This is a genomic window from Sphingomonas faeni (assembly GCF_023195535.1).
Taxonomy (GTDB): domain Bacteria; phylum Pseudomonadota; class Alphaproteobacteria; order Sphingomonadales; family Sphingomonadaceae; genus Sphingomonas; species Sphingomonas faeni_B.
The window spans coordinates 1-14,791 of record NZ_JALPNF010000016.1 but is presented as its reverse complement, the minus strand read 5'-3'; the positions used below and the strand labels follow the sequence as shown (position 1 = coordinate 14,791).

Here is a 14,791-nt window from a genome sequence, read left to right as displayed (position 1 = left end):
AGTTAGTGAGGTTAGGCTAAGCGATTAATGCTATTTACGACTAAGCGGTTAAGCGGCATAAGTAGCTCAGCCGATTAGTAGGGGTAGCAGCGATGAAAGTATGGGCCGTGATCGCGCAAAAAGGCGGTCAATCCAAGACCACCCTTTCTACAGGGTTTGCCGTCGAAGCCGCGCGCGAAGGCGCGTCAGTCGTGATCTTGGATGCCGACGATCGTCAGGGATCAGCGCTCTACTGGTCGGAGCGTCGCGACGACGACGACGTGACGGTGAAGGACAGCAGCGTCGCCGGCCTGCCGCTTCACGTCTCGCGCGGACGCGGTAGCGGCAAGATCGACCTTATCATCATCGACACGCCGGCGAACTCCAAAGATATTGCGATGCTTGCGGCCGAGCAGGCAGATTTCGTCATCATCCCCGTCGCGCCGCGCGGGCTGGACGTTCATTCGGTGTTGCAGACCGTCAAGCAAGTGCAGCAGGCCGGCACTCCCTTCGCCGTCATTCTGACCCAGGTTCCGCACCAGGGCGGGGAGGGGCAGGAGGCCCATGCCGGGTTCGCGGCCAAGGGCGTGACGATGTTCGACAGCCGCCTTCACTTCCGCAAGGACTTCTACAAGGCGACGCCGCTTGGACGTACCGCAGCGGAAACGGAACCGGACAGCAAGGCGGCGGCAGAACTGCGCGCAGCCTATGACGAAGCTAAGCGACTAAGCGGCTTTACGACTAAGCCAGTAAGCGAGGCGGCATAATGGCGAAGAAGCCTTCCGCGCTTGCCGGCATCTTCGATGAGGAGGTCGAGGAACTAGCGCCGAATCCCGCTCTCGCTCCTCAGTCAGCACCCGAGCCGCAGCGGGCGGCAGCGCCACGCCGATCGCGGCGTTCGGCCGACACGCCAGCATCGCCAGCATCGCCAGCGCCGGAACGGCGCAGCAGCCACCCGGGCAAGAAGCCGGTGCTGATCCACATTCCCGAGGACATGCACCGCGCGCTTCGCCAGCTCAGCGTGGAGGAGGGCGGGGAACCCCTCACCGTCATCACCGAGCGCTTGCTCCGCCAGTATTTGGTCAAGCGGGGCCACACTAGGTTCGCCCCGTGAGCAAGCGGCGTGATCCCAATCCCGAGTTCGACCTGTTCATCCCGGCGCTTGGGGACCTCCCGCTCAAGGACCAGCGGGAAGTTATGGAGCGTCCGTTTTTCTCGTTGCAGAAGCGCAAGCGCCTCAAGCCCATCGAGTATCGCAGCCCCGATGGCGAGGCGTGGGTGCGCGTGCAGGCGATCCCCGACTACGGAATGGCGACGATTTGGGATGCCGACATTCTGATATGGGCGGCATCTACCCTTAATCGCATGAAGCAGCAGGGCTTGAACGACTTGCCGCGCACGCTGACCACGACGCCTTATGACCTGTTGCGAGCTATCAAACGCGGCACTGGCGGCAGGGATTATCAAGAGTTGCAGGCGGCGCTGCTTAGGCTCCAGACGACCTCCATCACCACCTCAATCCGCGCGACCAAGCGCCGGCAGAAGGCCGGCTTCAACTGGCTCGATAGCTGGACCTTCGACACCGACGCCGAGACCGAGCAGCCACGGGGCATGACGCTGACCCTTTCGGATTGGGTTTATGAGGGGATCGTCAACGAGAAGTCGTTGCTCACCATGCACCCTGACTATTTCCTCCTGTCCGGAGGTTTAGAGCGGGCGCTGTATCGCATCGCGCGCAAACATGCAGGCACGCAGCGCGGGGGGTGGTTGTGCCGGGTCGAGGTGCTTCGCGACAAGACAGGCAGTGATGCCCAGCCCAAAGAGTTCAATCGGATGCTTCGGCGCGTGATCGAGGCTGACCAGCTGCCTGATTATACGATGGACGCAGCTGAAACGACCGACAAAAGCCCGGCTGTGCTGTTCAGGCTCCGCGGTGAGGCCGAAGCATTAGCACTGGCCGAGAAGATGCGCGTGGAGGAGGAGCGGCGAGCCCGCCTTGACGCCGATCGTCGGCGTACGGAAGAGGTGGACGCCCGAATGGACCGGCTGGCCGGCCGTCGCTAACTATCGGGGTTTCACCCACCAAAGCCCACAACTATCGGGGTTTCACACACCTGCTGGTTTGCCGGGCAGAGTCGGGCAAGCTCCGGCCAGCGTCATGCAGCGTTCGCGCTGTGGATAACTGGCACGGAAGAGCCGTTCAAGCCATGCCAGAGTCGGGGTTTCACACACCTTTTCGTCGGGGGATCACCCACCGCACTATCGGGGTTTCACACACCGAATCACGGGGTTTCACCCACCGCCTATATCGGTAAGGTACTGAAAACAGGGCAGAAACTAGGGTCTTTTTGACCCTTAACCTTTTTAAGATTCCTATTTAACAGAATCACTTAATGTCACTGCACCGTTCGACGAACCAAAGGACGGCTTATGGAATCGGCCTAACGGCCGATGCTCTTTCCTTTCGTGCCGCCTTCGGCGTCACAGAAGCGGCGCAAGCGCCGCTAGCTAGGGGACCGGTGAGAGGATGTTCGGAATCGTACGCTAAGCCGAGCCTTTGTGGCGCATAGATCCAGTGACGGGTTGCGTGACATGGATCGCCCACGATCGAACAGGACCAGCGATCGTCACGCAAACCCTCGTTTGCGGAGCGTCCCGTTTCTCCATGTCCAGCGAGCAATTTCGGGAAAACTCATTCGGGAACAAGTTTCGGGAAAGCCTGTCGGTCATGACGGAGGTGATCGGCCCAAACTGCCCGACTGTCTTGCTGGACCTTCCTAATCGGAAACGTCGTAGCGCTAGCAAGTGCTACCCGTGTCACCCGACCTTCAACGGTGACACTCCACAGGATTTCGACTAAGCGGCATGCAATGCTGCTTCGCCTCTGGTCTTTTTTGCTCGTCATGATCGCGTCGTCCCTGGTGATGACGGCGACCGTGCATGCGCGTGAGACTCCAGGACCGGTGACTATCGAGTGCAGCGGCACGGTGCATAGCGACGGCGATGCCGATCAATCGCAAGGCGATGCTGACAAGGCGGTGCCGCACCATCATGCCACCTGCCACGGTCAAACACTGGATGTGGCGGCAAGTGATACGCTGCCGTTGATGGCCCGTGTGAGCGGCCTTCGTCCGTTTCCCACACCTGCCAGTGCCATCGCGTCGCATGTGATCGATCCCGCGCTGAGGCCCCCAGCCGCCTGACGACACCCGCTTGCCGGCATCTGCCGGCCCGACGTGTTCTGTCAGGATCAATATTCCATGAAAACAATGCTCGCGGCCATGCTGGTCGCGGCGTCCTGCGCATCGATCGCGCAGGCGCAACAGGGGCAGTCGCCGCAGGCGACCACCCCGGCCGAAACGCCGACCGCGGCACAGCCACTGCCCGGTTTCTCGCTCGATCAAGCCGTGTCGGCCGCAGGCGGCTCCGCGCCCTCGGGTGCGGCTGCAACCGCGTCGGTCGAGGCCGCACAGGCCGCGCGCGCCGTGGCCGGACTGCGACCCAACCCCGTCTTTCAGGGGCAGGTCGAGAACGTCGTCGGCTCCGGTCCTTATAGGGGCGTACGGAGTGCCGAAACGACGGTAGGGGTCGCGATCCCGATCGAGCTTGGCGGCAAGCGCGGTGCACGCATCGGCGTTGCCGATGCTCAGATATCGCGCGCACAGCTCCAGAGCGCGATCGTCGCGGCTGATATTCGTGTGCAGATCACGCAGCTCTATGTCGAGGCGATCGCGGCAGAACGCCGACTGGTGACGGCGCGTGACCAGGCGCGGATCGCAGCAGAAGTGCTGCGCGGTGCGTCGGTCCGCGTCCAGGCGGGCCGCGCGTCACCGCTGGAGCAGCAGCGCGCCGACGTCGCCCGCATCAACGCTGATGCCAATGTCGAGCGCCTGACCCGGCTTGCCGAAGCTGCGCGGACGAACCTTGCACGCCGTCTCGGCCGTCCGATCGACGGTGCACTCGACGCAGGATTGCTGGATCGGTTGCCATCGGCGACTTTCGGCCCGGCCGCACCGGCTCAGACCGTCGGCACGCTGGCACTGGCGGCAGCAGATGCGGATCTTGCCATCGCCGACGCCGGCATCCGGCTCGCCCGCGCCAACCGCGTGCCCGACATCAACGTCGGACCAGCGCTCCGGCGACTGGAGGCGACCAACGACACCGCCGCGGTGTTCGCGATCTCGATCCCGATCCCGCTCTTCAACAACGGCCGCGCCGCCATCGCCCAGGCGACTGCGGAGCGGAGTCGTGCGGAAGCCGTTCGTCGTGTCACCGCACTCGACGTCGAGCAGGCGATCACGGACGCGCAAGCCGAAGCTGCGAATGCGGCAACGACCGCGCGTGCCGCGGTCGGACCGGCACTGGCAGCAGCAATGGAAGCCGCCCGGATCGCTCGGATTGGCTACCGCGAGGGCAAGTTCGGCCAGCTCGATCTTCTCGATGCCGAACGCACGCTCGCCGAGACGCGCGTCGCCGCGATCGACGCGCTTGCCAACTATCAGAACGCCCGTGCGCGACTGGAACGGCTGACCGCGCCCGCGCCGACCACCAACACCGGGGGAACCGACCGATGAAGACCATCCTGACGGGCGGCGTTTTGCCGTTCGGCCTCGCTCTGTTGCTCGCGGCCTGCGGCAGTAGTTCCGAGGGCAGCAACGAAACCGCCGCTAACGAAACCGCAGCCGGTGCCGAAGCCGGTGACAATGGCACCGCCCGTGCCGATGAGGGTGCTGTGACGCTTTCGGCGGACCAGATCTCCGCAGCCGGAGTTCAGATCGGCCGCCCACTGACGGGCGGTGCGGGTACGATCGAACTGCCAGCGACGATCGAGGGCGACCCGCAGGGGACGCAGGTTGTCTCGGCTGCGATCGGCGGGCGTGTCGTAGCACTCACGCGCAACCTCGGCCAATCGGTCGGGCGCGGGCAGACGATCGCCGTCATCGAAAGCCGCGAGGCGGCACAGCTCAAGGGTGAGGTCGAGGCATCGCGTGCCCGGCTTGCGCTCGCCAACTCGAACCTTGGCCGCGAGCAGCGGCTGTTTGCGCAGCGTGTGTCGCCCGAGCAGGATCTGATCGCCGCACGGACAGCAGCGATCGAGGCGCGCATCGCCTACCGACAGGCGCAAAGCCAAGTGTCGGCCGCGGGCGGGGGCGGAGGCGGGCTCAACCGGCTCGGCATCGTCGCACCGATCGCGGGCCAAGTCATCGCCCGACCGGTCGTGCTAGGGCAGACGGTCGCAGCAGACAGCGAACTCTATCGCATCGCCAATCTCGGGCGGGTGTCGCTGGCGCTCAACCTGAAGCCCGAGGATGCCGGTCGGGTGAAGCCGGGCAACATCGTGACGGTGACGGCACCGGGGCGGCAGGCAAGCGCCCGCATCAGCTTCGTATCGCCCGCGCTCGATCCGCAGACGCGGCAGGTGCCGGTCATCGCGTCGCTCGACAATGGGGGCGGTCAGTGGCGCGTCGGCGAGCCCGTCACGGCTGCGGTCCAGCTCAGCGGCAGTGGCGGCAGCAACGCGGTTCGCGTGCCGACGACGGCCGTTCAGACGGTCGAGGGCAAGTCGGTCGTGTTCGTCCGCACGCCCAAGGGGTTCCAAGCGACCCCGGTCACGCTCGGCGACGCAGCCGGCGATACTGTCATCATTCGCTCCGGCCTGACGGGCCAGGAGCAGATCGCCACCACCGGCAGCTTCACGCTCAAGGCCGAACTCGGCAAGGGTGAAGCGGCAGACGAGGATTGATGTCATGATCGCTCGCATCGTCAATTGGGCGGTCGAGAAGCGCTGGCTTGTCCTGCTCCTCACCGCCATCGTCGCCGTCATCGGCGCCTTTTCGCTTTCCCGGCTGCCGATCGACGCAGTGCCGGACATCACCAACAATCAGGTGCAGATCAACGTCCGTGCGCCTGCACTCTCGCCGGAGCTGGTTGAGAAGCAGGTGTCGTTCCCGATCGAAACCGCACTCGCCGGCATCCCGGGCCTCGACAATACGCGCTCGCTCAGTCGCAATGGCTTTGCGCAAATTACCGCGGTCTTCGACGAATCCACTGACATCTACTTCGCCCGTCAACAAGTCGGCGAGCGATTGCAGGGCGTCGCGGAAGGCCTGCCCGCAGGCGTGAACCCGGAAATGGGGCCGATCGCGACGGGGCTTGGCGAGGTCTATATGTGGACCGTCCGGCTCGAACACCGAAAGGACGATAAGCATCGTCCCGGCGAACCCGGCCAGCAGCCGGACGGCAGCTATATTACGCCGGAAGGCGAGCGGCTGACGACTGAGGAAGACAAGGCAACCTATCTCCGGACCGCGCAAGACTGGATCGTCACACCGCTGCTGAAGAACGTCCCGGGCGTAGCAGGCATCGACTCCATTGGTGGCTACGCCAAGCAGTATCTTGTCGTACCCGACGTGCAGAAGCTGGCGTCGCTGAAGATCACGCTGACCGATCTCGGCACCGCGCTCGAAAAGAACAACACCAGCGTCGGTGGGGGCTTCGTCAATCGCAACGGCGAGGGACTGGCGGTTCGCTCGGACGCGCTGGTACGCAACGCGAACCAACTGGCGCGCACCGTCGTCGCGACCCGCGAGGGCGTGCCGATCACGCTCGATCAGGTCGCAACCGTCCGGACGGGACAGGCGATCCGGATGGGCTCGGCATCGGAGAACGGCACCGAAGTCGTCGTCGGCACCGCGATCATGCGGATCGGCCAGAACAGCCGCAACGTGGCAACGGCGGTCGCCGACCGGTTAAAAACCATCAACGCCTCCCTGCCGCCCGACGTGGTGGTGCAGCCAGTTCTCGATCGCACCGCATTGGTCAATTCGACGATCAAGACGGTCGCCAAGAACCTGTCCGAGGGCGCGCTGCTCGTCATCGTCGTGCTGTTCCTGCTGCTCGGCAATTTCCGTGCGGCGCTGATCGCTGCCGCGGTCATCCCGGTTACGATGATGCTGACCGGGTTCGGAATGCTGCGACTGGGCGTGTCGGCAAACCTCATGAGTCTGGGGGCGCTCGACTTCGGGCTGATTGTCGATGGCGCGGTCATCATCGTCGAGAATGCCCTGCGGCGTCTCGCCGAGAAGCAGCATCACGAAGGCCGGCTATTGAGCGTCAAGGAGCGGCTGGAGGCGGTCGCAACCGCGGCGCGCGAGATGATCCGGCCCTCGGTCTACGGGCAGGCGATCATCATCCTCGTCTACGTGCCGCTGCTGACCCTCACCGGGGTCGAGGGCAAGACGTTCGTACCGATGGCACTTACCGTCATCATCGCGCTGCTGTTCGCGTTCGTCTTGTCGCTGACGTTCGTTCCTGCGGCGATTGCTATCTGGCTGTCGCGGAAGGTGAACGAGGAGGACGGCCGGATCATATCATGGCTGAAGAAGCGCTACGAACCAGGCCTTGAAAAGGCGATGAAGCGGCCGACAATCACCATTGGTGCCGGCGTTGTCAGCCTCGTGCTAGCGGCGCTCGCCTTCACGACGCTTGGGCAGGTGTTCCTTCCCCAGCTCGACGAAGGTGACTTGCTGATCCAGGCACTGCGCATCCCGGCGACGTCGGTTCAGCAGAGCCAGGCGATGCAAGTCCCGATCGAACGGATGGTCTCGAAACAGCCGGAAGTCCGGTTCGTCTTCTCCAAGACAGGCACGGCCGAACTGGCCTCGGACCCGATGCCACCCAACGCGACCGACATGTTCGTCATTCTAAAGCCGCATGCCGAGTGGCCTGATCCGAAGTTAGAAAAGGCCGCGTTGGTCGAGCGGTTGGAAAGCAAGCTGGGGCAGTTTCCCGGTAACGCCTACGAGATCACGCAGCCGATCCAGATGCGATTCAATGAGCTGATCGCTGGCGTGCGCGGCGACATCGCGGTCAAGGTGTTCGGCGACGACTTCGCCAGTATGAACCGCACTGCCGAACAGATCGCCGGCGTCCTGCGCAAGACGCAAGGCGCGGCGGACGTGAAGGTCGAACAGACGACGGGGCTCCCGATGCTCGACATTCGGGTGAATCGTGACGCGATGGCGCGGGTCGGCGTCACTGCCCAGGACGTGCAGGACACCATCACCGCCACGCTCGGGGGACGCGAGTCCGGCATGATCTTCGAGGGCGACCGGCGTTTCCCGGTCGTCATCCGTCTGTCTGATACAGAGCGCGCCAATCTGGGGCTTCTCGAACAGGTGCAGGTGCCTGTAGCCGGCGGTGGTTACGTGCCGCTGTCCAGCGTCGCCGATATCGGCGTCGTCGACGGGCCGAACCAGATCAGCCGCGAGAACGGCAAACGCCGTGTCGTCGTCCAGGCGAACGTGCGCGGGCGCGATGTCGGCAGCGTAGTTGCAGATGCACAGGCTGCCGTGTCGAGCGGGGTACGCCTGCCGGCGGGCAGTTACCTCGAATGGGGCGGGCAATTCGAAAATCTGGAGTCAGCCAGCCAGCGGCTTCAGCTCGTGGTGCCGGCCTGCTTCGTGCTGATCCTGTTCCTGCTCTACGGGGCATTGGGATCGGTGCGCGATGCGGCGATCGTGTTTACCGGCGTGCCGTTCGCGCTGGTGGGCGGCGTCCTGTTGCTCTTCGTCCGGGGCATGGACTTCTCGATCTCAGCCGCGGTGGGGTTCATCGCGCTGTCGGGCATCGCGGTCCTCAACGGCCTCGTCATGGTCAGCTCGGTGCAAGACCTGATCCGCTCCGGCATGGATCGGGCCGAAGCGGCGCATACGGGTGCCCTTCAGCGGTTACGCCCCGTGGTTATGACCGCGCTCGTCGCAAGTCTTGGCTTCGTGCCGATGGCGTTCGCCAGCGGGGCTGGCGCGGAAGTGCAGAAGCCGCTCGCAACTGTGGTCATCGGCGGGTTGATCTCGGCAACGCTGCTGACGCTGTTCGTGCTGCCGACGCTCTATGCCCGGTTCGGGCAGCAGGCCGTCAAGGTCGACGACCCGGACGACACCGCACCGCTCCCGCAAATCGCGTGATCGTGGGGGAGGACGACCGTGCCCTCCCCCACGCCTCAGGAAAGGAGGCTCGCTCATGACGACGATCGACAATGTAACGACCTTCACCGCATCCCCGCTGCGTGTCTGGACGGTTCTCACGGACTTCGCCGGCCACCCGCAGTGGAAGCCGTTCATTCAGCTTTCGGGTGCCGCGGTCTGCGGCGGTGATGCCGACTACACGTTCCGCATTCGCGGGTTGGACAAGGCTGTAACAGCCAAGGCGGACATTATCCGCGCCGATAAGCCGTTGGCGTTCGCATGGACGGCAGGCGTCGCCAGGTTCTTGCTGTTCGAGGAATCTTACGCGCTGGAAAGCGATCCTGCCGGGACGCGCCTGCGCCATAGCCTGCGCTTCTCAGGCATCTTCGCCCGTCCACTATGGGCACTGATGCGGCGCAAACTCCAGGCAAGCCTAGTGCAATCGGACATGTGCCTGGATCGCCAGCTTCGGCGTCTACCGGCCGTGCCGACATCCAAAGGCCGGACCGCATCTGTGCATCCAGGCGCACGGAGTCCGCGCAATCAGCGGAGGCAGCGATGACGAACTATCAGCTTGGATTGGGATTCTGCGTCGTTCTGGCCTTGGCCGGTTGCTCTGAGGAGCCGCAGAAAGGGCCGCCTACCGAACAGGAAATCCATGCCGGCGACAGCGGCGTGTCGAATGGAACACCGGGCCGCCACCTCTACGCTTGCAACGATGATCGGTCGCTCATCGTCGACTTCAAGGATCAGGGGCTCACGGTCGAGTTTCGGCGCGATGGGCGCGCTGCTCCGACCGTCCTGACCGCTCCGTTGCAGGGCCTTCAATATGTCGGCGACGCGGAAAGCGCGACGTTCGCCGGCAATCAGATCAAAATCGAGGCACCGGGCAAAGGCCCGGTCGTCTGCACGAAGGAAAACGCGCTGTGATCGACTTTGAAGACACCGGGAAACGCTAGCGATGGAAGCACTCAAATTCTCCCTGATTCCCATGTTCGCGATCGTGATCGGCGCGCTCATTACTGGATGGCGCACCCCCGGTGAAAAGCTGGTCGCGGCGATGCAGCATCTTGCGGCTGGCGTCGTGTTTGCCGCGGCAGCAACCGAGATCCTGCCGCTGGTGATGCACGGCGGATCGCCGACCGCGACGCTGATTGGCGGTGCCATTGGCGTTGCGGTGATGCTCGGCCTCAAGGCGGCGGAAGGCCGGTTTGAAGGCCCCGTGGCGTTACTCGCGGCGATCGGGCTCGATCTTGCCATTGATGGCCTGGTCCTCGGTCTGGCGTTCATCGCCGGTGAGAAGGCGGGCACGTTGCTGGCGGTCGCGCTCACGCTCGAAGTGCTGTTCCTGGCCCTGACACTCACCAACGATCTGACGAGCCGGTATCGCAAGATGAAGGCGATCGGCCTGACCTGCGCGCTGGCGTTGCTGGTGCCGATCGGCGCTCTTGTTGCGCAGCCGGTGGCGCTCCTGTCGCCGGTATGGATCACGGGGTTCCTGAGCTTCGGCCTGATGGCCCTGCTCTACCTCGTCACCGAGGAACTGCTGGTGGAGGCGCACGAGAAGCCGGACTCTCCGCTCATTAGCGCCATGTTCTTTGTCGGCTTCCTCGCCCTGCTGCTGATCGAGGAGATCGCAATGTGATGGGCTTGGTCTTGGGCGGCGTCGACGCACGGCGCGAACGATTCAATAAGGAGAAAACAATGTCGATCATCACGGCGCGGTGGGTCTGTTTGACCGCTGCGGTCGCCCTGTCTGCATGTTCCGTCGAAAAACCTAGAAACTCGTTCAGGTCGAACACATCGGACAAGAGCGATGCAATTCATGGGTCGGGTTCGACGCATGAGATGGCGGGCATGACGTCGACCGGCGACGCCGATACCGATTTCTTGCGTGGTATGATTCCGCACCATGAAGGCGCGGTCCAGATGGCGCGTCAGGAACTCGCCAAGGGCACCGATCCAAAAATACGTGCCATGGCGCAGGAGGTGATCCGAGCGCAGCAAACCGAAATTAGAACGATGCAGACTTGGCTAGCCGAACGCCAGGCCGCCAAAAAGGAAACCCGATAATGGCCCATGATCACGGCGAAGCCGGGCATAGCCACGACCATACTGCTGGTGCCAACGCCAAGATGCTCAGATGGGCGCTGGCGCTTACCGCGACATACCTGGTGGCTGAAGTCGTCGGAGCCTTCGTGTTTAACAGTCTCGCGCTGCTGTCCGACGCGGCACACATGATGACCGATGTTGCCGGCCTCGTTATCGCATTGATGGCAATCCACCTCGGGAAGAAGGCTGCCGACGACAAGCGGACGTTTGGCTACAAGCGCCTGGAGATCCTAGCAGCAACCTTCAACGCGATGCTGCTGTTCGTCGTTGCCATGTATATTCTCTATGAGGCGATCCAGCGCTTCCGCGAGCCGCAGTCGATCCAGTCGACCGGGATGTTGATCGTGGCAGTCATTGGCCTCGTCGTAAATTTTGCCTCAATGCGCCTGCTGACTGCCGGCAAGGATGCAAGCTTCAACGTCAAGGGCGCGTATCTTGAGGTATGGGCCGACATGATCGGCTCGGTCGGCGTCATCCTCGGCGCGCTCGCCATCCGCTTCACAGGTTGGACCTGGGTCGATCCAGTCATTGCAGTTGGTATCGGGCTATGGGTTCTGCCGCGCACATGGGTTCTGTTGAAGGGCACGATCAACGTGCTGCTTGAAGGCGTACCCGGCGGGCTGAAGCTACCGGAGATCCGCTCGACGATCGCCGCCATTCCAGGCGTCGCTGGCGTGCACGACCTGCACGTTTGGTCGATGGCCTCGGATGAGATCAATTGCACCGCGCATGTGACGCTTGGCGAAGGTGCCGATCCCGATGGCGTCAGGATTGCGGTGACGAAAACCCTCGATGAGAGGTTCGGAATCGAACATGCTACGATCCAGACGGAAGGTCGCTCGGAACCGTGCGAGGAAAAGGATCACCTGCACCCATGAGACCGCGAGATTGACCGGTAATCGCGGGCGGGTCTGGTCGGACGTAGACGATGCCGAGTTGCGCAAGAGGATCGATGCACGCCAGACGGTCAGCCAGATCGCGCGCGACATGGGGCGGACGCAGGATGCGATACGCGGGCGAGCGGCAACGCTGCGCCTTTCTTTGCCCTCGACGATGCGCCCGTGGCGCGAGGGGGTGAAACGGGGGCCGCGAATGCAGCGGCTGAACCCTCGCGCGAATGGCGAGGATTGAAAGGCAGACATCGGACAGGTTCAGCCCGGGATATCCATTCTCACGATGTAGGAAAATAGCGCGACGGAATATTGCGGTTTGATAGGGGCGGTTGCCCGCCCCTATCCGACTCTTAGCCGTGCTTCATGCCGCCCTTGGCATGATCGCAGCAGTCAGCAGCCTTGGCTTTTGCGCCATCCTTGCAACAGTCCGCACCGTCCTTGCAGCACGCCATGTCCGCGCAGCAATTGGCGACAGCGGCGAATGCGCCGGTCGACAGGGTGAGGGCGAAGGCAGCGCTAATGAGCTTGAACTTGGTCATGATATTCTCCGAGATTTACGTGTGATGATGTTCGACGTCACACGGTTTGCGGAGGGGGTGTGGCCGGAGCGTATGCCATGCCTAAAAGGCCCGTCTGTGGAGCCGGCCAAGGCGAAAGACGGGAGGACGGAACCAGCCCGATATGCTCGACGGTTTCGCCGGCAACCGCAACGCACGGTATGGCGCAAGCCGACGCAGGCGCCTTTTTGATGGGAGTGCCTGCTGATTTGCTGGCGCAGTCCATCATCGCGGACGCAGCCGGAGGCGCGGCCATCGCCATCGTCTCGCAGAGCGGGCCAAGCCGGACCAGCAACATCACTGCCAGGACGAAAAACGCCATGGAACGCAATATCTTGGAGAATGGGCGAGCCCGGCGTTTCATTGGATGCATCTAGAAGCACACTCAGTGATGCACAATGTCGGAGGAGCGGTTCGCCACACTAAGAGAACTTTACTCGCCTTTCCGGTACGTTGGCGAGGTTGCGATGCTCGAAAGGTCCGTGGCGCTATCGATCGGCACATCTGCCTCCTTTCGCTCGGAATAGCGATCAACAAGCTGCGTGGTGTGCGGGCGTAGAAGGACCGTGAAGCGCACCAGCTCCTCCATCACATCCACGATCCGATCATAGTAGGCCGAAGGCTTCATTCGGTCGCTTTCGTCGAACTCCGCAAACGCCTTCGCGACGCTCGATTGGTTTGGGATCGTCACCATTCGCATCCAACGGCCGAGGACGCGCAGGGTGTTCACGCTGTTGAACGACTGCGATCCGGCCGACACCTGCATGACGGCAAGCGTGCGGCCCTGCGTCGGGCGCATCCCACCCATCGACAGCGGCAGGTGATCGACTTGCAGCTTCATGATGCCGGTGATCTGGCCGTGGCGCTCGGGGCTGCACCACACATGCCCCTCCGACCACATCGACAGTTCGCGTAGCTCGTGGACGGCCAGGTGATCGTCCCCCGTCACCTGATCGGGCAGCGGCAACGTCGAAGGATCGAAGATTCGCGTTTCGCAGCCGAAGAATTGCAGCAGGCGAGCGGCTTCCTCAACGCACAACCGCGAAAAGGACCGCTCCCGCAAAGAGCCGTAGAGCAACAGTATGCGCGGAGGTGGATCACCAGCGCCCAGCCCAAGGGCAGGACGATCGAGCGCATAGCGCCGATCAAGGGCGGGTAGATGATCGGGGTCAGAGAGGGCGCGAAGCGGCATCAGGCGGTCCTTGGGCCAAGCAGAATGATACAGGTGCCGATCAGGCAGAGTGTCGCTCCACCAGCGTCCCAGCGGTCGGGCCTCACCCCTTCGACAGCCCACAGCCAGATCAGCGATGCACAGATGTAGACGCCGCCATAGGCTGCATAGGCCCGCCCTGCTGCATCGCTGTCCACGCGTGTCAGCAGCCAGGCGAACAGCACAAGCGATACCACGCCCGGAGCCAGCCACAGGGGCGATTTGCCCAGCCGCAACCATGCCCAAAAGGCAAAGCAGCCTGCGATTTCCGCGAGCGACGCGGCCAGATATACGAGTGCCGTCATCCCATGCTGATCCTGATCGCGAGTGCCGCGAGCGTTACCAGCAGCACCGGAATCGTTAGCGTCGCGCCGACCTTGAAGTAATAGCCCCAGCCGATCCGAATGCCCTTTTGCCCGAGGACGTGCAGCCAGAGCAGCGTCGCGAGCGAGCCAATCGGTGTGATTTTCGGGCCAAGGTCGCACCCGATCACGTTGGCGTAAATCATGGCTTCCTTGATCGCGCCCGTGGCGTGCGTCGCGTCGATCGACAGCGCACCCACCAGAACGGTCGGCATGTTGTTCATCACCGACGACAGCAGCGCGGCAATGATCCCGGTGCCGAACGCCGCACCCCAAACGCCGCCTTGCGCGGTGCGATCGAGCAGGCCGGCAAGATGGTCGGTCAGTCCGGCATTCCGCAGGCCATAGACGACCAGGTACATGCCGAGCGAGAAGATCACGACCTGCCACGGCGCGCCGGCCAGCACCTTGCGCGTCTGGATGACATGGCCGCGCGCGGCGATGACCAGCAAGAGCACGGCACCGGCAGCAGCGACGGCGCTGACCGGCACGCCGATAGGTTCGAGCAAGAAGAAGCCGGCGAGCAGCAGGGCGAGGACGACCCAGCCCGCCTTGAATGTGGCATGGTCACGGATCGCATCAGCGGGCGCGCGGAGCTGCGCCACATCGTAGCTGGCGGGTATGTCGCGCCGGAAGAACAGCAGCAGCACGACCAGCGTCGCGGCGATCGACGCCAGATCGACCGGCACCATCACCGAGGCATAATCGGCAA

The 14,791-nt window shown here is 63.4% G+C and carries 17 protein-coding genes; 13 read left to right on the top strand and 4 right to left on the bottom strand.

Annotation, left to right across the window (positions count from 1 at the left end):
- Positions 1 to 92 precede the first annotated feature (92 nt).
- The 13 genes from SPHN_RS17715 (at position 93) to SPHN_RS17655 (ending at position 12,188) form a co-directional block, all read left to right on the top strand.
- Positions 93 to 746, top strand: a complete 654-nt coding sequence (locus SPHN_RS17715; protein WP_056421020.1) for a ParA family protein — start codon at positions 93 to 95, stop codon at positions 744 to 746.
- Positions 746 to 1,093, top strand: a complete 348-nt coding sequence (locus SPHN_RS17710; RefSeq protein WP_248525178.1) for a hypothetical protein — start codon at positions 746 to 748, stop codon at positions 1,091 to 1,093. The genes SPHN_RS17715 and SPHN_RS17710 overlap by 1 nt, the downstream gene beginning before the upstream one ends.
- Positions 1,090 to 2,043, top strand: coding sequence for a replication initiator protein A (locus SPHN_RS17705; protein WP_056421025.1), 954 nt, complete (start codon positions 1,090 to 1,092; stop codon positions 2,041 to 2,043). The genes SPHN_RS17710 and SPHN_RS17705 overlap by 4 nt, the downstream gene beginning before the upstream one ends.
- An 806-nt stretch (positions 2,044 to 2,849) precedes the next feature.
- Positions 2,850 to 3,182, top strand: a complete 333-nt coding sequence (locus SPHN_RS17700) for a hypothetical protein (RefSeq protein ID WP_248525176.1) — start codon at positions 2,850 to 2,852, stop codon at positions 3,180 to 3,182.
- Positions 3,183 to 3,239: 57 nt separating this feature from the next.
- The gene (locus SPHN_RS17695; protein ID WP_248525174.1) at positions 3,240 to 4,553 is read left to right on the top strand and encodes a TolC family protein; all 1,314 of its coding nucleotides are present in this window, start codon (positions 3,240 to 3,242) and stop codon (positions 4,551 to 4,553) included.
- On the top strand, positions 4,550 to 5,722 hold the full coding sequence (locus tag SPHN_RS17690) for an efflux RND transporter periplasmic adaptor subunit (RefSeq protein WP_248525172.1): 1,173 nt from the start codon (positions 4,550 to 4,552) through the stop codon (positions 5,720 to 5,722). The genes SPHN_RS17695 and SPHN_RS17690 overlap by 4 nt, the downstream gene beginning before the upstream one ends.
- 4 nt (positions 5,723 to 5,726) lie before the next feature.
- Positions 5,727 to 8,945, top strand: coding sequence for an efflux RND transporter permease subunit (locus SPHN_RS17685; RefSeq protein WP_248525170.1), 3,219 nt, complete (start codon positions 5,727 to 5,729; stop codon positions 8,943 to 8,945).
- 55 nt (positions 8,946 to 9,000) lie between these two features.
- Positions 9,001 to 9,507: an SRPBCC family protein gene (locus tag SPHN_RS17680; protein ID WP_248525169.1), complete on the top strand. Its 507-nt coding sequence runs from the start codon at positions 9,001 to 9,003 to the stop codon at positions 9,505 to 9,507.
- Positions 9,504 to 9,875 carry a hypothetical protein gene (locus SPHN_RS17675; RefSeq protein ID WP_248525168.1) on the top strand — a complete coding sequence of 124 codons (372 nt, stop codon included), beginning with the start codon at positions 9,504 to 9,506 and terminating at the stop codon, positions 9,873 to 9,875. The genes SPHN_RS17680 and SPHN_RS17675 overlap by 4 nt, the downstream gene beginning before the upstream one ends.
- Positions 9,876 to 9,906: 31 nt before the next feature.
- On the top strand, positions 9,907 to 10,590 hold the full coding sequence (locus SPHN_RS17670) for a ZIP family metal transporter (protein ID WP_248525167.1): 684 nt from the start codon (positions 9,907 to 9,909) through the stop codon (positions 10,588 to 10,590).
- Positions 10,591 to 10,649: 59 nt separating this feature from the next.
- Entirely contained in the window at positions 10,650 to 11,018 is a 369-nt protein-coding gene (gene copM / locus SPHN_RS17665; RefSeq protein ID WP_248525166.1) for a CopM family metallochaperone, read from the top strand.
- Positions 11,018 to 11,935, top strand: a complete 918-nt coding sequence (locus tag SPHN_RS17660) for a cation diffusion facilitator family transporter (protein WP_248525165.1) — start codon at positions 11,018 to 11,020, stop codon at positions 11,933 to 11,935. Before copM ends, SPHN_RS17660 begins: the two co-directional genes overlap by 1 nt.
- A gap of 10 nt (positions 11,936 to 11,945) precedes the next feature.
- Complete coding sequence (locus tag SPHN_RS17655; RefSeq protein WP_248525164.1) at positions 11,946 to 12,188, top strand: hypothetical protein; 243 nt, start codon at positions 11,946 to 11,948, stop codon at positions 12,186 to 12,188.
- Between the two features lie 112 nt (positions 12,189 to 12,300).
- On the opposite strand, the gene SPHN_RS17650 is transcribed toward SPHN_RS17655, so the two are convergent.
- The 4 genes from SPHN_RS17650 to SPHN_RS17635 all read right to left on the bottom strand — a co-directional run.
- Positions 12,301 to 12,489, bottom strand: coding sequence for a hypothetical protein (locus SPHN_RS17650; RefSeq protein WP_041394287.1), 189 nt, complete (start codon positions 12,487 to 12,489; stop codon positions 12,301 to 12,303).
- A gap of 451 nt (positions 12,490 to 12,940) precedes the next feature.
- Positions 12,941 to 13,699, bottom strand: coding sequence for an arsenical resistance protein ArsH (arsH, locus tag SPHN_RS17645; protein ID WP_055763304.1), 759 nt, complete (start codon positions 13,697 to 13,699; stop codon positions 12,941 to 12,943).
- On the bottom strand, positions 13,699 to 14,022 hold the full coding sequence (locus SPHN_RS17640) for a YnfA family protein (RefSeq protein WP_055763308.1): 324 nt from the start codon (positions 14,020 to 14,022) through the stop codon (positions 13,699 to 13,701). The genes arsH and SPHN_RS17640 overlap by 1 nt, the downstream gene beginning before the upstream one ends.
- On the bottom strand, positions 14,019 to 14,791 hold a 773-nt coding region (locus SPHN_RS17635), incomplete at its 5' end, for an ArsB/NhaD family transporter (RefSeq protein ID WP_248525163.1). The genes SPHN_RS17635 and SPHN_RS17640, both read right to left, overlap by 4 nt.